The organism is Pseudomonas brenneri (assembly GCF_007858285.1).
GTDB classification, from domain to species: domain Bacteria; phylum Pseudomonadota; class Gammaproteobacteria; order Pseudomonadales; family Pseudomonadaceae; genus Aquipseudomonas; species Aquipseudomonas brenneri.
The window spans coordinates 43,776-65,967 of record NZ_VFIL01000015.1; the positions used below are offsets into that span (position 1 = coordinate 43,776).

At 54.2% G+C, this 22,192-nt stretch carries 22 protein-coding genes and 1 pseudogene; 13 read left to right on the forward strand and 10 right to left on the reverse strand.

The features are described 5' to 3' along the window. The first annotated feature begins 821 nt into the window (after nucleotides 1-821). From FJD34_RS25340 to FJD34_RS25350, 3 genes are all read left to right on the forward strand, one after another. Complete coding sequence (locus FJD34_RS25340) at nucleotides 822-2,648, forward strand: hypothetical protein (RefSeq protein ID WP_090290965.1); 1,827 nt, start codon at nucleotides 822-824, stop codon at nucleotides 2,646-2,648. Continuing rightward, entirely contained in the window at nucleotides 2,635-3,681 is a 1,047-nt protein-coding gene (locus tag FJD34_RS25345) for a ComEC/Rec2 family competence protein (protein ID WP_090290966.1), read from the forward strand. Before FJD34_RS25340 ends, FJD34_RS25345 begins: the two co-directional genes overlap by 14 nt. A gap of 162 nt (nucleotides 3,682-3,843) precedes the next feature. Beyond that, nucleotides 3,844-4,053 (forward strand): hypothetical protein, encoded by a 210-nt coding sequence (locus tag FJD34_RS25350; protein WP_146552280.1) that lies wholly within the window; start codon nucleotides 3,844-3,846, stop codon nucleotides 4,051-4,053. A gap of 434 nt (nucleotides 4,054-4,487) precedes the next feature. On the opposite strand, the gene FJD34_RS25360 is transcribed toward FJD34_RS25350, so the two are convergent. Next, nucleotides 4,488-4,865, reverse strand: coding sequence for a hypothetical protein (locus FJD34_RS25360; protein WP_090290967.1), 378 nt, complete (start codon nucleotides 4,863-4,865; stop codon nucleotides 4,488-4,490). A 24-nt stretch (nucleotides 4,866-4,889) separates the two neighbouring features. After that, on the reverse strand, nucleotides 4,890-5,453 hold the full coding sequence (locus tag FJD34_RS25365; protein WP_090290968.1) for a hypothetical protein: 564 nt from the start codon (nucleotides 5,451-5,453) through the stop codon (nucleotides 4,890-4,892). A gap of 297 nt (nucleotides 5,454-5,750) precedes the next feature. Here FJD34_RS25365 and FJD34_RS25370 point away from each other — a divergent pair, with 297 nt between their 5' ends. Beyond that, a complete protein-coding gene (locus FJD34_RS25370) occupies nucleotides 5,751-6,140 on the forward strand; it encodes a hypothetical protein (protein WP_141562839.1) in 390 nt (129 codons plus the stop codon). A gap of 65 nt (nucleotides 6,141-6,205) precedes the next feature. Continuing rightward, nucleotides 6,206-6,328, forward strand: a pseudogene (locus FJD34_RS25375) (IS5/IS1182 family transposase); the annotation flags it as partial. Nucleotides 6,329-6,526: 198 nt separating this feature from the next. Here the strand turns inward: FJD34_RS25375 and FJD34_RS28575 are convergent. From FJD34_RS28575 to FJD34_RS25390, 3 genes are all read right to left on the reverse strand, one after another. Then, complete coding sequence (locus FJD34_RS28575; RefSeq protein WP_233447346.1) at nucleotides 6,527-7,630, reverse strand: fimbrial protein; 1,104 nt, start codon at nucleotides 7,628-7,630, stop codon at nucleotides 6,527-6,529. Between the two features lie 260 nt (nucleotides 7,631-7,890). Then, complete coding sequence (locus tag FJD34_RS25385) at nucleotides 7,891-8,133, reverse strand: hypothetical protein (RefSeq protein ID WP_032860842.1); 243 nt, start codon at nucleotides 8,131-8,133, stop codon at nucleotides 7,891-7,893. A gap of 12 nt (nucleotides 8,134-8,145) precedes the next feature. Next, a complete protein-coding gene (locus FJD34_RS25390) occupies nucleotides 8,146-8,625 on the reverse strand; it encodes a hypothetical protein (protein WP_032860840.1) in 480 nt (159 codons plus the stop codon). Between the two features lie 583 nt (nucleotides 8,626-9,208). On the opposite strand from FJD34_RS25390, the gene FJD34_RS25395 reads away from it, so the two are divergent. The 4 genes from FJD34_RS25395 (at nucleotide 9,209) to FJD34_RS25410 (ending at nucleotide 12,672) form a co-directional block, all read left to right on the forward strand. Continuing rightward, nucleotides 9,209-9,724 (forward strand): hypothetical protein, encoded by a 516-nt coding sequence (locus FJD34_RS25395; protein ID WP_090290971.1) that lies wholly within the window; start codon nucleotides 9,209-9,211, stop codon nucleotides 9,722-9,724. Then, on the forward strand, nucleotides 9,721-10,110 hold the full coding sequence (locus tag FJD34_RS25400) for a hypothetical protein (RefSeq protein ID WP_050593372.1): 390 nt from the start codon (nucleotides 9,721-9,723) through the stop codon (nucleotides 10,108-10,110). The genes FJD34_RS25395 and FJD34_RS25400 overlap by 4 nt, the downstream gene beginning before the upstream one ends. Nucleotides 10,111-10,646: 536 nt before the next feature. Then, entirely contained in the window at nucleotides 10,647-10,844 is a 198-nt protein-coding gene (locus FJD34_RS25405) for a hypothetical protein (RefSeq protein ID WP_065942287.1), read from the forward strand. A gap of 118 nt (nucleotides 10,845-10,962) precedes the next feature. Beyond that, a complete protein-coding gene (locus tag FJD34_RS25410) occupies nucleotides 10,963-12,672 on the forward strand; it encodes a polyurethane esterase (protein WP_090290972.1) in 1,710 nt (569 codons plus the stop codon). Between the two features lie 113 nt (nucleotides 12,673-12,785). Here FJD34_RS25410 and FJD34_RS25415 read toward each other — a convergent pair whose 3' ends face one another. Together FJD34_RS25415 and FJD34_RS25420 are read right to left on the reverse strand one after the other, a co-directional pair. Next, the gene (locus FJD34_RS25415; protein WP_090290973.1) at nucleotides 12,786-14,645 is read right to left on the reverse strand and encodes a calcium-binding protein; all 1,860 of its coding nucleotides are present in this window, start codon (nucleotides 14,643-14,645) and stop codon (nucleotides 12,786-12,788) included. Between the two features lie 797 nt (nucleotides 14,646-15,442). Further along, complete coding sequence (locus tag FJD34_RS25420) at nucleotides 15,443-16,360, reverse strand: LysR family transcriptional regulator (RefSeq protein WP_090290974.1); 918 nt, start codon at nucleotides 16,358-16,360, stop codon at nucleotides 15,443-15,445. A gap of 66 nt (nucleotides 16,361-16,426) precedes the next feature. Here FJD34_RS25420 and FJD34_RS25425 point away from each other — a divergent pair, with 66 nt between their 5' ends. Then, the gene (locus tag FJD34_RS25425) at nucleotides 16,427-17,032 is read left to right on the forward strand and encodes a LysE family translocator (protein ID WP_090290975.1); all 606 of its coding nucleotides are present in this window, start codon (nucleotides 16,427-16,429) and stop codon (nucleotides 17,030-17,032) included. A 43-nt stretch (nucleotides 17,033-17,075) separates the two neighbouring features. Here the strand turns inward: FJD34_RS25425 and FJD34_RS25430 are convergent, their stop codons facing one another. Next, the gene (locus FJD34_RS25430) at nucleotides 17,076-17,486 is read right to left on the reverse strand and encodes a VOC family protein (RefSeq protein ID WP_032860829.1); all 411 of its coding nucleotides are present in this window, start codon (nucleotides 17,484-17,486) and stop codon (nucleotides 17,076-17,078) included. Between the two features lie 256 nt (nucleotides 17,487-17,742). On the opposite strand from FJD34_RS25430, the gene FJD34_RS25435 reads away from it, so the two are divergent. Beyond that, the gene (locus tag FJD34_RS25435; protein ID WP_090290976.1) at nucleotides 17,743-18,843 is read left to right on the forward strand and encodes an alkene reductase; all 1,101 of its coding nucleotides are present in this window, start codon (nucleotides 17,743-17,745) and stop codon (nucleotides 18,841-18,843) included. A 39-nt stretch (nucleotides 18,844-18,882) separates the two neighbouring features. Here the strand turns inward: FJD34_RS25435 and FJD34_RS25440 are convergent, their stop codons facing one another. Further along, a complete protein-coding gene (locus tag FJD34_RS25440) occupies nucleotides 18,883-19,767 on the reverse strand; it encodes a LysR family transcriptional regulator (protein ID WP_032860826.1) in 885 nt (294 codons plus the stop codon). Nucleotides 19,768-20,087: 320 nt separating this feature from the next. On the opposite strand from FJD34_RS25440, the gene FJD34_RS25445 reads away from it, so the two are divergent. Both FJD34_RS25445 and FJD34_RS25450 read left to right on the forward strand, forming a co-directional pair. Continuing rightward, nucleotides 20,088-20,696, forward strand: coding sequence for a LysE family translocator (locus FJD34_RS25445; RefSeq protein ID WP_032860825.1), 609 nt, complete (start codon nucleotides 20,088-20,090; stop codon nucleotides 20,694-20,696). Between the two features lie 190 nt (nucleotides 20,697-20,886). Beyond that, nucleotides 20,887-21,336: a hypothetical protein gene (locus tag FJD34_RS25450; protein ID WP_065942282.1), complete on the forward strand. Its 450-nt coding sequence runs from the start codon at nucleotides 20,887-20,889 to the stop codon at nucleotides 21,334-21,336. Between the two features lie 336 nt (nucleotides 21,337-21,672). Here FJD34_RS25450 and FJD34_RS25455 read toward each other — a convergent pair whose 3' ends face one another. Beyond that, nucleotides 21,673-22,038 (reverse strand): hypothetical protein, encoded by a 366-nt coding sequence (locus FJD34_RS25455; protein ID WP_223232754.1) that lies wholly within the window; start codon nucleotides 22,036-22,038, stop codon nucleotides 21,673-21,675. Nucleotides 22,039-22,192: the final 154 nt, after the last annotated feature.

Sequence of the window (22,192 nt, forward strand, 5' to 3'; positions counted from 1 at the left end):
CGCTCTGTGTCTGGCGGTTTTCAGATGCGCAGCATCTCAATAGTATGACGTCCAGTCGGTAATGATAAGAAATGGAAGACAATCAAAGAGACGCCCAGTGGTTGGGTGAAGAGGACGCTTTACTGGGTCCTGCAATACGAGCGGCGCTCGGCATCCTGATAGAGCGGGGTGACTGGACTTGGTGGCATGAGCCATCGCATACGCTGACAGCGCTCAGTCGAGCCGTGCCCCGCCACATGCCTGCAAAATGGGGTGGAGATTCGAGTGTAATAGACGCCGATCAGTGGTTAGACCCTGGCCGAGCATTACGACTTGGTCTAGCTTTTAGTGAGCTTTTTGGGGAACACCCACCGAAGATCAAGATAGTGAGATCGGTTTGGAGTTGGCCGGATAGTGAGCAGACAATGGGCTCAATCCTTCATGAACTATCAGTCTTGGTCGGGGCAGGCCGAGTGTTTCCAGAATGGGAAAGAGATCTCAGACCACGCTTTCCTATTGTACCAAGGGTCGAGGAAGGCTTGGCCCTAGTAACTAGCCCACGTCTACAGCCAAATGGGGTTCCTCGTGAACTGCAGCGCTACGTCGAGTGGAGTAACGACTCCAGAGTCGCCGATATTGCGGTCTCGGATTCTGTTGATTCACTTCTGTATACCAGGGCACGCTTGGTCATTCTGTATGGACATAGTTTCGATACCGCATTGGCCCGAGTCAGTCGTCTGCGAAGTGATTTAAGCGCTCAATGCGCGATACACGTAGAGTCAAACGAAAACGGTGTCGCGGAATGGCTACGACTTTTTTTCTACTCGTCTACGGAACTCGGCATGGATTTCGCGGATGCAATCGAGCATGCAGAGTCCAAATCGGGATTACGCACAACAGTTCTTGCGTCCACACAGTCTTACTTTTTGAGTCGAGACTCTTTTTATCTTGAGCCGATTGTAAAAGGCCGAGACAGTGGCGATTACGAGTATCAAGGCATTCGAGACAGAAGCATTGCTTATCGGGTCGCAGATATAGACCCTATAGAAAAATTGAGCGAAATTATCAATGCGCCACCACCACCAACTGAAAGGGTATTGGACGCAACGACGCAGCAGGATGGCATTGAAATTAAGCAGTGGCCCAAGGTCGGGCTCGTTGATATAGATATAAATATTCGCGTAAAGACGCCATTGCGAAATGGATACAATCGACCCTCATTTCCAGATGAACGAGTTGAGTGGCGTGGGGAGAGCAAGACCCTCCAAGTCCATATGTTTGAACTGGGGCGTCAGCCAGTCAGTCAATCGATGAGTCTGTCGAGAACGGGTGACTCAACCATTGCTTCTTTCAGACGAGAGGCTGGCCATACGGCGGTCGATCTGCGCTTCCTAGTAAGCGATGGTGCACAGATTCTTCAAACGGCTCGCCTACAGACCGCTTCAGGTCAGCCAATCAACTTTTTCATCGAAAATATCGTCACACCGGTACACCGTGAGAAAAAGAACTTTGGCGTCGCTCTATTGGTGAATGAAAGCCTAGGGAACCGTCCAAGTGTGACTTTTATTACCGGTGATGGCGAGGCTATCTTCTCCCCCCTTTCGGACCATCAGATTGAGCTGGCACGTGGCAGCCTACTTCAGGCGCTAGAGCAAGCAGTCGCCAATCCCAAAGCGCCGTTAGAAAGTTTAATGATGAAACTGGCCAACCGAGGCTCACTACTTCAGAAAGAATTGCAATCAGTTGTCCCCAATTGGCCTGGAAACCAAGGACGCGTGCAGCTTGTGACACAAAGTGATGCCTTTTTTCCGATTGAATATCTGTACGACGGACAGTTACCAGAATCACCTCGGGCGAGTCTTTGTGCTGAGCGGGCAGGGTGTTTGCGCAAGGGGCGTGCGATCGAAAATTGCAGCATCCGAGAAGCTGGGGAGCAGCTTTGTCCAATGGGTTTTTTAGGCATTTCTGGAGTTATTGAACGGCATTCTTGGAAGCCTGGAAAAGGGGCGGCGCTGTGGGACCTCGTAGAAGGAGATAGGCCTAATCGTCACCGGATAGGTGACTTGTCGACAGTCGCGTTTGCTGCCAGCAACAGGGCTGACAAATTCGCGGATGCAGATGTTCTGCCCCATCCAGTCGTACGCATCGCAAACATTGAAACGTCACTTGATGTGAAAAATATTCCCGATTGGAAGGATTGGAAACTCCGACTCCAACAGGATTCCCCATCGTTGCTGTTGCTGTTGGTCCACCTAGATGGCGAAGTGGTCTACGTTGGCGACGATTGTGGTCTCAATCTAGGCTCTATTGGTACTCAGCATGTGGGGGGAGCATCTGTGGTTATCGCTATAGGTTGCACTTCAGGTCTTGCAGATATCCCTGGTGGAAGTCTGCCTGCCATTTTTCAGAGAAATGGTGCTCGGGTGGTCGTCGCGGCAATGACTAACGTGCTTGGTCGTCACGCCAATCGTGTTGGTAACGAACTGGCCGTGCGTTTGAAAAAGGCTGCGATAGCTCGGGAGTCGACCACAGTTGGGGAAATCATCAGCGCGATACGCCGTGAGTTACTGGCCGATGGTTTGGCTTTAGGCTTGGCTGTGGTTGCGTTCGGAGACGCTGACATTGTGCTTGGAAAAGACACCAAGGGAATCGGTCATGTTTCGTATTAGAGCTATTCAAGTTGAGCACGGTGATTCATTACTTATCAGTTATGGCGATGATAAGCGGCCACGCCATCTGCTGGTGGACGGTGGTCCTTCTGAATCATCAGAAACCTTGCTATCCGTACTTAACGATGTTCGTGGAGACGAGCAACTGAAGCTTGAAGTGCTGGTTGTTACTCATTACGACCTCGATCACATTCAAGGCATAATTAAGCTGCTAAAAAGGCTGCCTGATTGGCTTGATATTCAGGAGATATGGTTTAACGGATATCATCATCTAAAGCCTTCGGACATTCTGGGCTCGAGCGAGGGAGATACATTGTCTAGACTGATTCGTGCTCGCGGGCTTTCATGGAACGCTAGTTTTCGGAAGGATGAAAACGGCGAGGAGGGAGGCCGCATAATCCAGTCCAAACAGCCGATCACTTTGCCGGGAGGGCTCGAGGTAAGAGTCTTGTCACCAGATGAGGCGGGGATGGCCGCTCTCGCGGAAGATTGGCGCGACCCTACATTACCACCGCCGGACTCAGAATCTGCCCCTGATGATCTCATGGGGCGCTTGGAGACCTGGCCACCGAAAAAGTATGCCGAATATGGGGGAAGTGCGTTCGTATCTGATAGGTCGGTTCCGAACAAAAGTAGTATTGCGTTGCTTCTCACATTCGACAATAAGCGAGTGCTTCTAGGCGCAGATGCATACAGCGATGTCGTCGAGGAAGGGTTAAAGATGCAATTTGAGCGCGAAGTGCCAATTGATTTACTGAAGGTCTCGCACCATGGCAGCAAAGGAAATACTAACAAGGCTCTCTTAGATCTACTTGAGTGTGGAAGATTTTTGATTAGTACCAGTGGAAAAAACCATAAGCATCCAGATCATGCTCTGATTGCTCGATTGGTTGCGCGCTATGACACCCCGAAAATTATTTTCAATTATTCTGCAGACTGGCCGGGGAATTGGCAGCGAAGTCCTGTTAACTGGCCTCCTTACGATACGCAGTATCCGAATGATGGAGAAGCATTCGTGGATGTTTTGCTCTAGCCCAAGTGCAGCTTGCAGGGTGTCTAGAAAATCCGGGGCGATTCATGGAATGTCCCCAAGAGTCAGCTCATGCTATTTCTCACAACGGCTGAACGACCGCTTTCCACAGTCGAGACTTGGCACTCCAAATGCCCGCTCCGGGTCGAACGATTTCGTACGTGAGTGGCTGCTTTGGCCGAAAGCGGTCAGACGATTGATCTGATTCCCTACTCTTTTGGTTTCGTAATGAATTTTTTTCCAACCTTATTTAAAAAAGCAGGTACGAAAATCAGTTCCGCAACCCAAATCGTCCCCCTTGCCTCGCCTGGCTTACAGGCTTCTGAGGTTCACCACGGTGCGGAACTGAGTTTTAGCCAACCATTTGTTAAATAAGGAAAAATCCGTGGATTGCAAATCCGCCTACGCCGGTTCGATTCCGACCTCGGCCTCCACTCTTAAAGCCCCGTAGATTAACGTCTACGGGGTTTTTTATTGCCTGTAGGAAAGTGCTGGAGTTCCGAAACTATCTCATTTTGAAGGCTGGTGAGCAGTCGGAGTTTCTGATCTTCGCGCCGCGATTTGCAGTCGTGAACGAGATCGACGGAACAGTCATTCCGATGTTTGTTGTCTAGAACAATCAGGTTGTGTTCAACACAGCAATCATCAGTAAGGCGCTTATTCAGGAGGTCATCCTAGGGATGAACATACGGTCTCCAGCGGTTGACTCGCAAGGGCGGCCACTACTTGAGATCAACGTTCCGGCAGGGAAACTCGTCTTCCGTAGTGAGGATGAAGATCCGCCACTCTTCTCGCCAGTGGCCCATGCGCTACCCTGCTGGTGCCATCTCGACCGCTACACAACGCCCTTTCGTACGCACCTTCTGCACCAGTCGTGCTCTGTTGACAAACACATTGATCTCGCAGCTGCCTGAGTGCTGTACGTCTTCCCAATATTCTGCGTGCACAAGTTGCCCGTTCTGCGGCCCCGTGTAAGTACCCGTTGCTTCACGTGAGACATAGCTACTGTCGCGTACATACCTAAGCACTACCATATCTTCCTCCGGCACCACCATGATCTGCCTTGGCACACCGAAGAAGTCGATCAGTTCGCCCACCGGGCGATCTTTCCAGGCACTGCTGGCCGACAATGATGCACAGCCACTGAGCAAGGTGGCGAGCAGGGCCAACATAAACAATCGGTTCATAAGGTCTTCTCCCTGAAGGTCGCGTTACTTGGCAGGCATCTGCGCGAACCCTTCATCTATCTTCTGCATGATGGCCGTCTTGGCGGCCTCGCGGTTCAATATCTCGAAGAAGTGCGGCCCTGCCTTGCTCATTTGCGACGCGGACATCACACCCAAGTGCTCCATCTTCTTGGCCTGGCGTTCAGTCGGCTTACAGACAAAGTCACGGCTTTGCATCAGCCAGGCGTCAGGTTTGCTCTGCCATTGGCTGGAATACTTCGCATTGCGAAACTCATTGAACACGCTGCGGAAATCCGCTGCACCCATTATTCGCACGCGGTTCTTCGCACAATCGATTTCGACATCGTAAGAGGTGAAGTTGGGTTTACCGGGCTCTTCGTAAAGTTGATAGACACCCAATGACTTCGCGCCACCTGGACGATTGACGATGTGAGCGGGGTCGCCGTCTGCGATGAACACCTGATTCTTGCCCAAGGTACCCTGGTAGTGAATGACCCAGAAGTCGCCCTTCAGCACTTCGCTCGCCTGGGCAGCGAGGGCACTACACAGTAATGCGGCAGGCAAGAGATGCCTTGTAAAAGCGATCATAGGAGCGGCCCTTTGCCGTTATTTTTGAAGACAATAGCTTCACTCCCTGGATATGAGGCAAAGGGCCATCTAGCACATTCGTACTATTCATAAGAGACTTCTACACCAATACCATCGTGATACAGTCGGCCATACGCTTCGGCAACTAACTAGGAACAAAAAAACACGACTCTTGTCGCAGTATGGATTCCCACGCAGGATTCGATAAAGCGGTGCTGTGCATCTCTATCGACGCATCGAATTAGCACATTACGATGCTGACTCGGCGCTAAAGCACTAGAAAAAGGATTTTGGAAAATGTTAAAGAAAATAACCATAGCTGGTTTCACTCTTGCACTTACAGGTTGCGGACTTCTCCCTCCTCCAGCGCCACCCGCTCCCCCCACAGTCGAGCACTCTATTGCAAGCAAGACCGAAATCGCCGATGCAAAAAGGAAGCTGCTCAGACGTATATCAGACCCCGACTCCGCGAAATTTGAAACTATTTACAAGTTCAAGGGGCGCTTCGCTAGCGGTAAAAGCTATGAAGGAGTCTGTGGGTATGTGAATTATAAAGGCGCAGAAGGTGGTTATGAAGGATTTACACCGTTTATGGTTGTTGGAGATGTGGTCTCTTATTACGGTGACCACTTACCTCATAACTACCATATCCTCAAAAGTTTTTGCACAAAGTCACGATCAAGCTAAGGAAACCCTGAATTTAACTTTCCGTTTCTGGTGAAATATGTCGATCCGCTTGCCCGAGTTTTCCGTTGAAGCAGATGACCTTCGCCGACGCCGAGTACGTCGGCAAGCGCAAGCAGACCCGCAAGGAGTTGTTCTTGATCGAGATGGATCAAGTGGTGCCGTGGAAGGGCTTGATCGCTCTCATCGAGCTGGCGATCACTGCAATTGCGTGCAGGCCGTTTTGGTTTTTGCTACTTACCACTACCCATTGAGAATCGCTGTGTAATTCTGCTCCACTCGCTTGTCATTCTGGCGCCATCATCACTGCAAGCGTCAGCTTGATGAACTCTTCATGTAGTTCGATTCCAAGGATTAAGCCGAAGTATGATCCCTCGGTTGTGAGTGTGTTACAGGTAGTTCACTGTGAAAGTGACTGATGCGTTTGCAGTACCTGCTTCTAGTTTGTCTGCCAAGCGGTAGTAAGCAGCAGATAATGGTATCTGAAAGCTTGACCCACTGGTATTGAACCCGTTGAATGTGTAAGTGGTACCCAGGGCGATAGGTTGACCTGCCTCATCCATCAGTTTCAAGCCGAGTCCTTTTGCTGTTGAGCTGGAGTTTAGTGCCACGATTCCATTCTTCTGGTCTATTACTTGAGAGGTTGCTTTGAGCGAATAGGTAACCTTTTGAATCCCTGTCTGGCACTGATTGAGCCCAATATTGAACTTGATCGTGCGGGGTGTGTCGCCGACTTTACTGAACTCCTGTAGTTGATAGTCGTCGCCCATTCGAACTGAAACCTCAGGGGTTTGACAGGAGGAAGAATTCAGAGTGATTGGATTCACTAGATTAAGTTTTACAAGGTCTAGGTTTCCAATTTGGTGTGTTCCCAATAAACCAGCAGGAACGATGTTATTTACTGGTTGCTCGCTTGTTTTAATTATTTCAATCGTATAGTTTCGAGCAGGGTCGCTATAGGCAATCCCCGGCAAGACATAGTTTGCTGAAAGGTAGTCGAAGTCTTGATACTTAACTTTAAGAGAAAGTCCTGTTTTTCCGAGGGGGAAAACATTTCCAGTTGAGACGCTACCTAGTGTTGGGTTTAGGGCAAAAATAAAGGAGGGGGTTGAAGTGCAGCTAAATCCCTTCGGCGGCGCCGTGATGGACTCCTGATAAACAATCATTCCAATAGGAGCATCCCTAGGGATCGTCAAGTTAATTAGCGTACTCCCAAAATTTGCTGTGAATAGAGAGCCAGAGCTGAAGCGGCAGCTTGCAGCTAATGTGCCTGATGAATATGCAAGCGCTATCGCGGCCACAATATTAAATTGTGCTAGTAGGCGCGACTTGGCTGCTGGCTGCTGGCTGCTGGCTGCTGGCTGCTGGCTGCTGGCTGCTGGCTGCTGGCTGCTGGCTGCTGGCTGCTGGCTGCTGGCTGCTGGCTGCTGGCTGCTGGCTGCTGGCTGCTGGCTGCTGGCTGCTATTATAGTTAAGTTATTGATATTAGTCAAGTTTTTGTCCGTGCTCTAACTCGTAAGCTGCAGACTTTAGCGACCACTCGGATTCGTGAACATAAGGCATTTCTGAGTTTGTTTTCGGGGATGCCGGCACTCATTGGTCAAAATAGCCGGGGGAGCTGAGAGTGGGTTATCTGTAAATCTCATACTGGTAATCGTGAAGCTGGCTTGTTTGCGAGTTGTGTTCGGTCGGCAGGACGGGACATGTTAGAAAAATAAATCCGTCCCCTTTTCGCTTAAAACTCCTGCCACCTTCAACCCACCTGCTCGAACCGCCGCCGCTTCAGGAACAACCCCACCCCCAGTGCAACGGCAAAGATCGACAGCAACCCCAGGTCAAACCCAAACAAGCGGATTTGGCTCGCTGCAACGCAGCCAGCTGCACCTATCGCTATCAGCAGTACCCCTAACCATTTACGAAGCGGGTACGACTTAAGAAACCGATCGAGCAGAAAGAACAGCACCAGAGCAACGACCAGTTGGGTAATGTCAGACATGTGTTTCTCCCGTCAGGTCTTGATGATCAGTGTCGAGGCGGTGCGTTGCGGGCCGATGCCGCCATTCACCTGCGCCTCAATGCTCACCAGTACGTCGCCTGCATGATAGGTGGGCAGGGTTTCATTCACATACATGCGCACACCGGCGCCGACAGGGGCACCCACGTAGGGGGAGGCAACATAAGAGGTAGCGCCAGCGAACGCCGAGGCCGCAAGGTTAGCGATTTTGGTGCGTTGGGTGTTGAGAACATCGCCCTGTTGCCGGGTCAGCGGCTTGGAGATGCCGATCATCATCAGGCACGGCAGGTTCTTGGCAAGCATCTTGTCGTACACCTCGACGACCTTGCGGTTGACCTCGTAGTGGGCGCTTTTTGCTTCGCCAAAATGCAGCTCGCGCAGGCGTCCGCGTTCGCTGTCGGTGAGGGTGATCTGCGAGACGTTGAACACGATCCCGTGATTGCCCATGTATTGGAAAGTCCCTTCGAACTTCATCGCACGCATCCTTTCGAGCCAAAGGCGGGGATTGTCCAGAAAGCGCGCGCTGGATTCAAATCATTTCACCTGGCTGGCAAGGTGCGTTACCCACCGTGAGGTGCTGACGGACATAAATGGTCGTACTGGGCTGCCCCGGGGATAAAGGGGACGGATTTATTTATCCGACACCCGTTTCGCTTGCAGACAGTAATCGAGGAGGTGGCGGTGCGCGGTTTGAGGCGACGAGCAGCGAACGATGCCTGATCGGTTAAGGGACAGAATGGGGCGATCCGTAAGACATTCGGCGTGTGGTGCCAGCGGCGCCACCCGAAAACAGGCGAGGAACAATGGTCGGAGTCACGCACGAGTTGGTTGGTTGCAAATGAGCATTCCGAGCCTGTTTTCAACGCAGTATGGTCGTCGCACAGGCCTTTTTCGTACAACGCCTAAGGGTTGAAGGCGTTTGGCCATTAGCACAAGCGTGCTATTTGATCCTGCCCACCCACGGCTCATATTATTCCTCTTGAATTACAGAAATCGGGAAAGGACCTCCATGGGCTACAGACTTCCACCCCCTTGTCGATGGCTGGCTATCTTGGCCATGGCCTGCAGTACCCCGGCCATGGCCGAACAAGCCTCGGGCGATTACTGGATTATTTACGGTAAAGGGGAACGCCTGCACAACGAGGTGTACGTCGCCGATGCCGCCGGCATCATGCAAAAGCCTGGTGGCGTGCAATCGGTGCAGGTCATGCAGTTGTTCGAAGACTCGGCCTTCCCGACCCTCGCCGCCTATGAGGTGCAGGTCAAATGCAAGCAGCGCCAGATCCGCCTGGATAGCGCCCGGGCGATACGTCGCTTCGACGGTGCCGTGAAGGATGTGAAGACCAATATCCACGGCTGGGTCGCACCGAAGGACTACTGGTTGCAACGCACCTTTGCCTTCGTCTGCGCCCCAGATAACCGCACGCGCAACCAGATGTTGCCGATCGGCAAGATGCCGGCGGCGCGAATGGTCGCCACCATTCAGGCCATGTTCATTCAGTTGATCGGTGTTCAAGCCAACAGCCAGGCGGTGCAAGAACTGGACGACATGCTGGGCAGCAGCGCCCGATGAGCGCACGTCCTCTGCTGCTTCTCAGCTTTCTGCTGCCGACTCTGGTCGGCTGCATCCCGACCCTGCCGGAATTGCGCGCCAGCCACCAATGGCAGGGGCGCGACGCCAAGGAGGCCATCGACTTCTTCGGCCCGCCCGGGCGCATGGAGCCGTTGGCCAGTGGCGGTGGGGTGCAGTTGGGCTGGTACCGCGACACCACCTATGTGCGCCAGGAGGTGGTCGGCAGCACCGCCGAGAGGCAAGGCAATGTGATGGTCCATACCAATTACTGGGACGACGTGACCCATCCTGGCGGCTGCACGATCCTGATGACGGTGGACAAGGCGCGACAGATCAGCGACTTCTCCATCAAGGGTCGCTGTAACGGCGTGAACCTGGCGCCGTAGCAGTCCTGAAGAAAAGCAGGCGAAGGCTCGTGGGGGCGGGCTTGTCCTGCGATTGCCGTGCCCCGACATTGGTCAGCCACCGCGAACCTTCTTTACTTGCTGGTACACCCCTTGCCCCCGGTGTACGCCCATGAAGATTGTGGTCACCAGCATCCCCGTCGACGACCAGGCCAAAGCTGTTCGGCAAACCCAAGTGCAGTGAGTGAATTGTTCAGAAAGTCGAAAGGGACGCAGCTATCAAAAGGCAGCTAACCTTATGCCGTTCGCTCAGCCGGGATTTTCATAGCAGCCTTTACCGGGGGAATTGCTTCCGGCTTGGGTGAGCGCTTTGACTGGGTTGATGGGCTAGCGTCTTTAGCAAGTTTCATCGCCTGCCCCGGAGAGCATTGATGAAGTTGAGTGTTTTTATAGATCCATGGTTTTTGGTGGGCATCCCTTCTTTGGTGTTTGGTTTGTTTTTCACATGGCCGGTCCTGCTCGGGCTCGGCGCTTCGCTACTTGTTTGTTCACTTGTCAGCAAGTAAAGGAGGGTTCTCATGAGCGCTTACTGGAATGAAGTAGCTGATTTAGTTCGGAAAGTTTCCAGCGCGGGGAAGTGTCTGGAAGACTTTCTTCAGCGTGTTCCTGATCCATGGAAGGCGGCTGACAAGAAAGAGTTTTCTGTTCTGCATGCTGACCTCCTGCATGCCCAGCAAGCCTACTCGTCATTCGAACACTCCAAGCTTGATGTTTGATTTTTCAACTATTCGATTTTTAGGTAACGATTGACTGCCTCCCCCATTCCGCCCTCAATTTATCCCGGCCAACCGAGCTGAAGCCACATAGACAGTCATCTGAAAAGGGGCAAAGGGTATGGGCGTTTTCGACTACAAGGGCATGACAGGCGAGCACGCCAAGGCGCTGTTGAACGACGCCTTGGCTTTATCCGAATACGCTTATGACTCCACCGGCCAACCTCTGGCAACCGGTGGCTGGGCGCCTATTGGTGCGCAAGCCCTGGGCGTGACGCAGAAAGTGGACAAGCAAGGCACCTTTTGGGGTGAGACCGCATTGGCGCCTTCCGCCAATGTCCAGATTTTGGGGCAGTACGATGGCGTTGGTAAGCTGATTGCCATGGGGATTGCCTTTCGTGGCACTTCCTTTGCCCTGACTTGGGATGGATTGGGGGACGTGGCCAGCGACCTGGCTGCCGCCGCACTTCCCGGATACGCCGCCAATTACGCCAAGTACGCCTTCAGTGCCTTGTTGGAAAACGTCGCCAGCTACGCCACGAGCCAGGGCTTGACCGGCAAGGATATTCTGGTCACCGGCCATAGCCTCGGCGCACTAGGGGCCAACAGCTTGGCAACCTTGAGCCGCGATCACTGGGGTGGCTTCTATCAGGATGCAAACTACGTGACTTTTGCCTCACCCACTCAAGGCTCGGGTGATACACCGGTCTTGAATATCGGCTACGAGAATGACCCGGTGTTCAAGGCCATTGATGGTAAAGGCATCAACACCTCGGCACTGTTCTGGGGTAACGATAGGGCTTGGGATTCGGCCGCCAACAACCTGGTCAGCTTCACTGATAATTACGCCTCGTTCTCGGCACATTTACCCAATAGTCTCAACTGGGGAGTCGCCAAGGCTCACTCCCTGGTCGGCTATATCCAAGGCATGGAACGTATCGCGTCCTCGGATTTCTACGACCTGACCAGCAAGGATTCGACCATCGTCGTCTCCAGCCTTACAGAGGTCGCGCGTGAAACCACCTGGGTGCAAGACCTGAACCGCTACGCTGAAAAACACACTGGCAATACCTTCATCATGGGTACCGAGGGAAACGACCTGCTCAAGGGCGGAGCTGGTAATGACTTCCTGGAGGGTGGTGCCGGCAATGACCGTTTTCGCGATGACGGTGGCTACAACATCATCCTGGGCGGCCAAGGCGATAACGTGTTGGAACTGCAAAAGTCACTGGCCACCTTCAGCTTTGCCAACGACGGCGATGGCACGCTGTACATCAACGACGCCTATGGCGGCATCAGTATGACCCGCGATATTGGTGCGCTGGTGAGCAAGGAAGCCTCCTATATACCGTGGACTTCAATCCCCTGGGGCTCCTATGACATCACTTATCAAGTCACCGGCAACGGCCTGCTGGCCGGTACCGACTTGACGCAATACGCGACGTCCGCCAAAGGCGATGCGCAGGACAATGTCCTCACCGCTCATGCCGCTGGCGATTGGTTGTTCGGCTTGGGCGGCGACGATCACTTGATCGGTGGTCAGGGCAATGATGTGTTTGTCGGCGGGACTGGTAATGACCTGATGGTTTCGGGCGGTGGCAGCAACACCTTCCTGTTCAACGGCCTCTTTGGCAATGACCGGATCGAGGGTTACCAGGCCAGCGATAAACTGGTGTTCATGGGCATTCCTGGCCTGAGCCAGGATTACGATTACCGCTCTTATGCCTCGACGTTCGAAGACAACACGGTGCTGTCCTTCGGCGACAATTCTGTGATGTTGGTGGGCGTGGACATGACTCAGTTGAATGGGGCGGGGGTTTTCATTTCCTAAAGCAATAGGGGCAGAACACCGCAGGTGGCAATGGGTGATCTGCTCCACTCTTGAACCCCCCCGTAGATCAATGCTCTACGGGGGGTATTACCTTGGATCTTTCGAGATAAGCGTTAAACCAGGCTGATCATGTCTGCGCTCAATTGCGCCGCGCTGAAACCTACCAATGTGACACTGCTGTCGCCTGCCAGGATTATGCTGTCGCTGCCGTTCTGGGTGGTGGCGCCAAGGACAGCGTCGGTGGTGGCAAACAACGATTTGGAGAACACCAACAGGTCGTTCCCGTTCTGATGGATGTTGAAGTCGCTGATTCGGTCCTGGCCGAACCCTCGCTGATCGAACACAAACTGGTCGCTACCCACGCCGCCGCTGAGTTGGTCGTTGCCCAGGCCACCGATCAGGATGTCGTTGCCGCTACCGCCATACAACGCATCATTTTCGGTACCGCCCAGCAGGGTGTCGTTGCCATCGCCGCCGTGCAGCAGGTCGTTGCCGGCGCCACCTTCGAGCCTATCATTGCCGCCCTGGCCGAATATCAGGTCCCGTGCGACGGTGCCTTTGAGGATATCGTCCAATTGGCTGCCCTCAACGGCTCTGGAGTAGGCTTTGTCGGCGCCGAACAGGCCTTCGAAGTCCAGTTTGCCGCTGGTGACGGTGTAGGCTGGAGTCAGTGCCTGCCCGATACTGCTGAAGATCCCGCCGATAACAGGCAATTGCCCGAGTGCACTGGCCAGCCCGGTTTCGAATTCCACATGCTCGACGCCGTGCAGTTCCTTTAGACCGTACTGGCCACTGGTATCGTTGAGAAACAGGGTGCCGTCACTCAGTTTCACGGCTTCGTAGGAAGAGGCTGCGCCCTTGAGGAAGACTTTGTCATTGCCATCACCCCCAGAGACGATATCGGTTCCGGTGCTGACCCGGAAGCTGTCGCTGCCATTGAACCCGTCAAGGAAATCATCGCTGCGACCGTCTTGCAGTTTGTCTGCACTGTCGGTGCCCAGCAGGAAGGCCGGTGTGCCGAAGTGATTGGAAGTGGCGGTAGCCTTGTCGCTCACCCAGGTAAAGCTGCGGCTGATGGGGTCGAGGTTGCTGATGATTACGGTGCTGTCTCGTTCGATGTGGTCGTAGAACGTCGATTGGCCTATGCGCTGGATGGGATTGATAAAGATCCCCTCCAGGTGAGCCGCCCACCCACTGAGGTTGGCAATCGAGAATGGGCCGTTGGGCCAGGTGGGCAGAGCATAGATCGTGTCGAACAGTACGATGTTATCGGTGGTGGAGGTGTAGCTGGCGTCGCTGCCTTTGAGAGCGTCGATGATGGCGCTGCCCACATTGGTTTCCTGGCCAATGAGGCGGTGGACTACATCATTTTCGAAGCCGAAGTTGAAGATTCCCTCACTGTTGCTGGATTTGGGCGACTCCATGCCGAAGTAATCCGAATCCTTGAAGAAACCGTCTGCCAGCGTTTCCTTGCCCAGGTACATGCTGTTGGTTACCGAACCGCCTTGACTGTAGCCGGTGACCAGCACGTCTTTGCCGCTCAGATTGTGGTCAATAGCGTAGTTCTTGATTGAATCGAGCAGGTAGTCATAGCCGCGGATATAAGAGTTGTCGATCATTGCTGGCCAGCCCAGCAAGTCGACCGGGGAGTTGGTGCCGGCAATGGAGAAGCCTATTTTCAGTAACTGGTCACTGTCGTCGTATTGGCCGAAGACCCTGGCCTGGGAGCCGAATACATTCTCGCCCGTAAAGCTGCCAGTCAGGTCGATGTAGCTCTTGTCAACCTTCAGTTCGTTGGCACCGATCTCGCGCCAGCCCTTGGGCAATGCAAAGGTATTGCCCTCTCCCAGGACTAGCCCAGGGAGGTTGTAGAGGGCGCCTACGGTGGCGACGCCACTGGTGTAGGTGGCGAGGTTCCAGGCATCTGAAATAAGGCCGCGGGCGTCTTGCCCCTTGTAATCGAACATAGCCATTTACTTTCTCCTATGGCCCGACGGCCAAAACCGATGGTCGACGATGAAGGCTGATAAGTCGGGCTAAACAAACGTGCATTGAAGTTGTTTTGTGCGTTTGGTTCAGGTTGCTCCCGATCGTCAATATCGGCTTTGACTATAAGTGAGCCAGACAACCCTAACTTATAAATAAATAAAATTGCACTGAAAAAAAACTACCGGTGATCGGATTGTACTGAAGTTCAGATATCTGAAAGAAACCTGTCATTACTTAATTGAAATGTTGGGTGCGCCCAGAGGTAATGATGTTGGAAGTGAGCTTTGCGGTTTGTGTTCTTGAAATAGATATTTTATGAAGGTAATGGATTGATAATTATGAGTTTTAATTGTTTTTCCACTGCTGGCGAGGCTGTAATAAGCCGTGTGTGACTTGAGTGGTTTTGTTGTGACTACTTGGTCAGCTTGGTGTCGGTTGTAGTGGTTTTTGTTGTGGGGCATAAAGTCGGTCAAGTACTCCTGTGCGCTCTGGCGAAGTCTCACAGGTGGAGGGTGTCGGTTGTTGGGTTGTATTGCAAGAATGAAACTATTGATCGGGGTTATCCCGCAATCGACAGCGGCCCATTCGACTTGGTGTTTATATAAAAAGCACTTGGCTCGGCGGCGGGGTAGTAGATAAGCGCTTTTAAAGGGCGTCAAGCGCCGGGCTTCTTAAGAAGAACTTATTGTGCGAGCGTTGCATGCCGCTGTGCAAATCACAGATATGACAGCCAGCATGAAACGACGGGGTCGCAGCGGGTGCAACTGACAACCCAAAAAGCTCAGCCTGCGGCCTGCAACCACTTAAACAACGCCATTTCCACGCTGCTTGGCTTGGGGGCAGAAGGAGACAACAGGCAGTAGCGCGAGCCATCTTCAACAAATCCCAAGGGCGCGACTAACACACCGCTTTGAATATCGTCGCGCACCAGGTGCCACGGACCAATGGCGACTCCAAGGCCTGCAACAGCCGCCTGGATGCTGAAATAGAAGTGCTCAAAAGACTGCATTTCCATAGCCGGAGTGGGTAACCCTTTTGCAGCAGCCCACTCCTGCCAAGCCGTAGGCCGGCTAGTCGTCTGAAGCAGGGGGGCCGAGGGGCGCAGAGCGTTTCGGTTTTTACCAAACCATAGGTCAGCTTTTTCTGGGCGGCAGACAGGGCCGACCTTTTCTGCGAAAAGCGTTTCGGCATGATAACCGGAGGGCCGGGGGAAATCGTCGCGCCGAATGGCCAGGTCGATGCCCTGGTTGAATGAAAAGGGGCCGCCGCCGGCAACCAGATGAATGTCTAACCCTGGATGACATGTTTGGAAGTCGCTCCAGCGCGGGATCAACCAGCGCATCAGCAGCGTTGGCTCGCAGGACAAGACAAGTCGGCGAGCACGCCGTACGTCGCTGCGTATCTCGCGAACGGCCTGGTTCATCAGCCCGAGGCCTTCACTCACCGCTTTGGCCAGGCGCCTTCCGGCATCCGTTAAAAAAACCCTTCGGCTACGCCGCTCGAACAGCTCAGCGCCTAAATCCTCTTCAAGCAGGCGCACTGCGCGGCTAATGGCGCCGGGGGTCAGATGCAGCTCGTCAGCCGCACGGGCGAAGTTTTCGAAGCGTGCGGCGGATTCGAAGCAACGCAGTGCGAGCAAAGAGGGCAGGCGCGCCTCAGAAATAAGTGAGTTGTAGTCACTATTTTCTTCAGAAATCATCGTTATTACCCAAACAGAAGATCTGTAATTATTGCCTTGCACAACCAATAATTCAAAGGGTACACCATGGGCGAATGGATAGTAGTAATCACCATCACACTCCTTGCATGCATCAGTCCAGGGCCCGATTTCGCCATGGTCTCTCGCAATGGGTTGCTACGGTCTCGACGGGCGGGCGTCCTCACGGCTGTGGGGATTGGTGTGGGGGTGCTGGTCCATGTGTGCTACACGCTGCTTGGCTTAGGGTGGGTACTGCAACAGACACCTTGGCTGTTCAATACGTTGAAGCTGGCTGGAGCTGCCTATCTCGTCTACCTGGGCATTAAAATGCTTCGTTCCAGGCCGGCGGTTGAACAACTGGACGCGCCACCTGCGGTGATGTCGGATCTGGAAGCGCTGCGGATGGGATTTCTCACGAATGCGCTGAACCCTAAAACGTCGATCTTCATTGTCAGCCTGTTCATGGGGGTCGTACGGCCGGACACCGCTATCACTGTGCAAGTCGCCTATGGGTTGTTTATCGCCGGGGCGCATGTGTTGTGGTTCAGTCTGGTCGCACTGTGCTTTTCCGCCGGGAGGGTGCGCGAGAAATTGATGGCCGCACGACAGTGGATCGACCGGGTTTTTGGTGCCGCACTCGTGAGCTTCGGGATATTACTGACCGTTGCTTAACGTGATGGCCAGGTTGAATACTCGTACAGGGTTTGGCTGGTCTTCATGCCGTTGCCTGCATATCGCCACGATGCACGATATGCACTTTGTTCCCGTCCGGATCCCGCAGATAGGCGCCGTAATAACCGTCGCCATAATGCGGGCGCGGGCCGGGCTCACCGTCATCGATTCCGCCAGCCAGCATTCCAGCGGCATAGGCCACGTCTACTGCACCTGGCGAGGGGGCAGAGAAAGCCACCATGCTGCCATTACCCGCAGTGGCGTCCTGGCGGTTGTAGGGGGAGTAGACATAGAAGCGCGGTAACGGGCTGCTGGCGCTGATCCAGCATGCGCAAGCCGGCCCGCCATCCGGGGTTACATGGCGGCGGCACAGGCCCAGTGGGATCAGTACGGCATCGTAGAATGCGGCGGCTTTATCCAGATCGTTTGTTCCGACGGTGACGTGGCTGAACATCTCGACTCCTTGAGGGTTATAGGGCTGAAAGTCAAAGTACAGCGCTTTTATTGGGTCTGCCAGCAGAGTGGCGACATGCAATGGCAAGGTCCGTCAGGAGCTAATCGAACCCGAGGTACACTGAGTCTGGGAAAATGCCAGGACGGATTATCCGGATTAACCGCAATATGTTTCCCGAGTCGGGTTGATTATCAAAAGATTCCTCGTCGATATCCTGTGGTCATTGCAACCACTGAATATCGACGAGGAAACACTGATGTCCAAACTTTTTACCCAAGGCATTGTTGGTCAACTGAACACGCCCAATCGCGTGGTCATGGCGCCCATGACTCGCTCGCGCAGCACCCAGCCTGGCGATGTGCCGAACGCCATGAACGCGCTCTATTACGCACAACGGGCATCGGCTGCGTTCATTGTCACTGAAGCCACGCAGATTTCACCCCAGGGCAAGGGCTATTCCTTTACCCCGGGGATTTACAGCCGCGAACAGATCGCCGGCTGGCGTCTGGTGACCGAGGCGGTGCATGCCGCTGGCGGGCGAATTTTCCTGCAGTTGTGGCATGTAGGACGCATGTCGCATCCTGACTTCCACAAGGGTGATTTACCTGTTGCGCCTTCTGCGATTCCTTTCGATGGCAGTATCTGGAAGGTGGATGCCGAGTCGGGTGTCGGCAGCATGGCCCCATGCCCGACACCACGGGCACTGGAGCGCGACGAAATCCACGCCATCGTCGACGATTACCGTACTGCGGCGCGCAATGCCATGACGGCGGGTTTCGACGGTGTCGAGGTGCACGCAGCAAACGGCTACTTGATTGACCAGTTCCTGCGCACCACGTCTAACGTTCGTACGGATGAATACGGCGGATCCCGCGACAATCGCCTGCGTTTTCTCAAAGAAGTCATGGATGCGGTGATTGATGAAGTGGGGGCCGACCGCACGGCGATTCGTATTGCGCCGTTTCTCACGGCCCGCGGCATGGCGTGCCCGGACATTCTGCCCACTTTGTTGGACGCTGCTGGTTATTTGCAGGACAAGGGCATTGCCTACCTGCACTTGGTCGAGGCGGACTGGGATGATGCTCCCAAGTTTCCCGAGGACTTCCGTCGGGTCGTACGCGAGCGGTTCCGCAATGCCATTGTGGTGGCCGGCAAGTACGATGTGGAGCTCGCAGAGTGGGTGCTGGAAAAAGGCTACGCAGACTTTGTCGCTTTCGGACGTAAGTTTGTCGCCAACCCGGATCTGCCACTGCGGCTGGAGAAAGGCTATCCCTTAGCCGGTTTGGAGGGGGCCGAGTTATTTGGTGGTACTGAGCGCGGCTACTCGGATTTTTCCGCCTGGGCCCAGCAGGGCTGAAACCTACAGGTCAGATCCAAAAATCTCCTTGGGGCGCGCTCAGTTCGCCAGCTTCAAGGAGATTTCGTCCATCAGCAGTTTGACTCGGCGCGGCACAGCGTGGCCGGAAGGGTAGACGATCTGCAAGTCCACGCCCTGCAGAGAATAGGTCTGCAGCACCTCGACCAGCCGGCCTGCGTTCAAGTCATCAAACACATCGATGTAGGACTTGATACAGACACCGTGACCCGCCAGGCACCACTGGCGCACCTGATCGCCGTCATTGGCGATACGCCTGCCCGACACCTGAACCTTGAACGTACGGCCATCGGCGCGGAACTGCCATTCACGGTGGATGTTGCTGCCAAAACGCATCAGGATGCACTGCTGATGGGCCAGGTCCGATGGGTGTCGGGGCGTACCGTGGGCCTTGAGGTAGGCGGGGGATGCACATACGACCCTACGGCCCTCGCTGAGTTTTCTGACGCGCAAGGTGCTGTCAGATAGGGCGCCATATCGAATGGCGAAATCAATCCCTTGCCCCGCGAGATCCAGGTAGCCATCCGTCAGATTCAGGTCGAGACTGATCTCGGGATGAGTTTGCAGAAACTCATCGAGGATCGGCACGACACGGTTTCGGCCCAGGTCAACGGGGGCGCTCAGGCGTATCAGCCCCGAGATACGTTCGATGCCCAGTTTGATATTGCTCTCGATATCGTCAGCCTCTGCCAGCAGGCGCCGGGCGCCCTCCATCAGCATTCGCCCTTCGTCTGTGAGGCTGATTGAGCGTGTCGTACGGGTCAGCAGCGTTGCGCCGTAGTGCCTTTCCAAAGCCCCGAGCCGTTCCGAGACAGACGTCGGCGAAAGTCCGGCTTCGCGGCCTGCCGCCGACAATCCGCCTTTCTCGACAATCAATAGAAACAGCGCGAGGTTCTCGAAGAGCATTATCCGGATTTCCCTGAATATGATTGTGCTTTTTGCCTGATTCTACGCCAGTTAGAAATAGCGATCAGGTCATTTATGGGGGTAAACCTGCTTTAGTTCAGTAGCGCGTGCCTGACGAATCGTGCCGTTTTTTCCAGTGTTCCCCGCATAGCAAGCCCAGGAGTCGGTGATGGCGGGGCGCTTGCACTTCCACGGTGGGCGCCATGCACGCGAGCACATTGAAGAGAATTGTATCTCTCGATCCGCCCCCAGCTGTACGGGGCAGGGCGCCACAGAACCCTCTACTGTCAGGGCAACAATCATTTGCCGGATGCCGCACCATGTTCATGTCCACCAGCCTGCTTTCGGCCTTTGCGCTGTTTGCCTTCGTGTCTTCGATTACCCCAGGCCCCAATAACACCATGCTGTTGGCGTCGGGCGTGAATTTCGGTTTTCGCCGCTCGATTCCCCATGCCCTGGGGATCAGCGTGGGCTTTATGGTGCTGGTGATTTCGGTCGGCCTGGGCCTTGGGGAGGTGTTCAAGGCGTTGCCTTGGGCGTACACCGCGTTGCGTTATATCGGGGCGGCGTACTTGTTGTACCTGGCATGGAAGATTGCCAACTCTGGCGCGATGTCGGACGACACGCACGGCAAGCGCAAACCCATGACCTTTCTCGCGGCCGCGGTGTTCCAGTGGGTCAACCCCAAAGCCTGGGTCATGGCGTTGGGGGCGATCACCACTTACACGCCGGCTGAAGGCTACTTCACTAACGTACTGGTCATCGCCGTGGTGTTTGCAGTGGTCAACCTGCCGAGTGTGTGCGTCTGGGCGGGGTGTGGCACCGGTTTGCGCAATGTCCTGCGTGAGCCGCGCTGGTTGAAGCTATTCAACTGGTCGATGGCGGGGCTGTTGGTGCTGTCGTTGTACCCGATGTTTTTTCTGGGGTGATGGGATCGAGATATAAAACCCTGGACCTATCCCGAAGCACTCTACCGAACTGTGAGAAGTGACAGTATCGAGCAGCAAGGGGCTTGCGCACTATTAATTGCAGTCTGCGGTTTTTCTGTCTTTCCAGCCAATGGTGTTTTTTGGAGGGGATCGTTAAACCATCAATCTCAAGTTAATGGAGTGTTACCCAATGTCGAAGGAATTAATGAGCCCGCTGGGCTCGGACAAGCTGCAAACCAACCCTGAGGTCGGAGGCTCTGCCAATGAGCTGAAAGACCCATCTTCCCAGTTGGCCTTTCTTAAAGACTATTCCACAGCACCTGCCACCTATTTGGTGATGGTTGATGGATACGTCATGACCACCCCGGATATTGCCAAGGCCTCGAAATTTCTGGTGGTCAACTATGGCTCCGGGAATTGGTACATGGTTACTGTTGGCACGGCACAGTACCTATCGTTTACCAGCCGCAGCTACCTGTATGCCTATTCGAGCTGGACTAACGCCAGGTACATGAGCATTGACCCCGTGAGCTTTAATAGTTACCCGGGGCTCTATCTGTACAACGGTTACGTCTGCTGCAACGGCGTAGCGGACAAGCCCGGCGAGCTGATGAACGTCCATCCCGAATGGATCAAGTGACGTTTTGAAACACGCAAAACTGTGCGCTTGATGAAGTAATACAAGAAGTCAGTTATGCATCACGCGCACTTTGCCTCACACCCCAGTGTCAGACCGGTGAGATGGTGGCCAGCAGGCCGATCCCAATAGTCAGTGCCAGAAACCCAAACAGAAAAATTGCCATCTTAGCCATGGGGCCTCCAAAAGGAAGAAGGGCGGCTGGAGGGTTCCTGCCGATGAGCCATTGTCGGGGTTGTGGTGTGTTCGGTACAGATGCAGGTGATAAAGAAAAAAGCGTATCAGATTCGACGTGCAGGCTGCTGTGCTGGGGTTCTGGCTGGGGCTCGGAGGTGCTGATCAGACTGTCGGGAGCTTGGGGTTGGCGTCTGGACTGGGAAGGCCCTTAACGCGCGGCAGGATGTATTTGAGCCATTGCACGCGGTGTGGGCCTGACAGGTCCGGCATTTGGTCGATGCCCGCCGATTCAGCTTCATCGCTTGGGTAGCAGCTGTCACTGCTGCGCCTGCCGTCGGGGTAGACAATAAAGCCCCCGCGCCCGTTTTCACATTCATGTAGATACACCGGCGACAGTTCGCGCTGCTTATCAATGCGTGCATTCAAATGGACGATATAGGCACCCATCGCAATCGTCACGCACACAATCAGCCCCAGGCATATCACCAACTGCCAGGTATAGCCGGCGCCGGCGTTATCAGAATGCACGGGCGACACAGCACTGGCCTGCCTGTTCGCTATGCTTACCCAGCAGAAACCAGCTGCCACCTCCCAGGCGTACCAATTGCCCCCGAGACGGCAGGACGTTGGTCATCAGTGTGAAAAAAATCAAGGCCAGCAGGAGCCCTTTGACTATCGAATA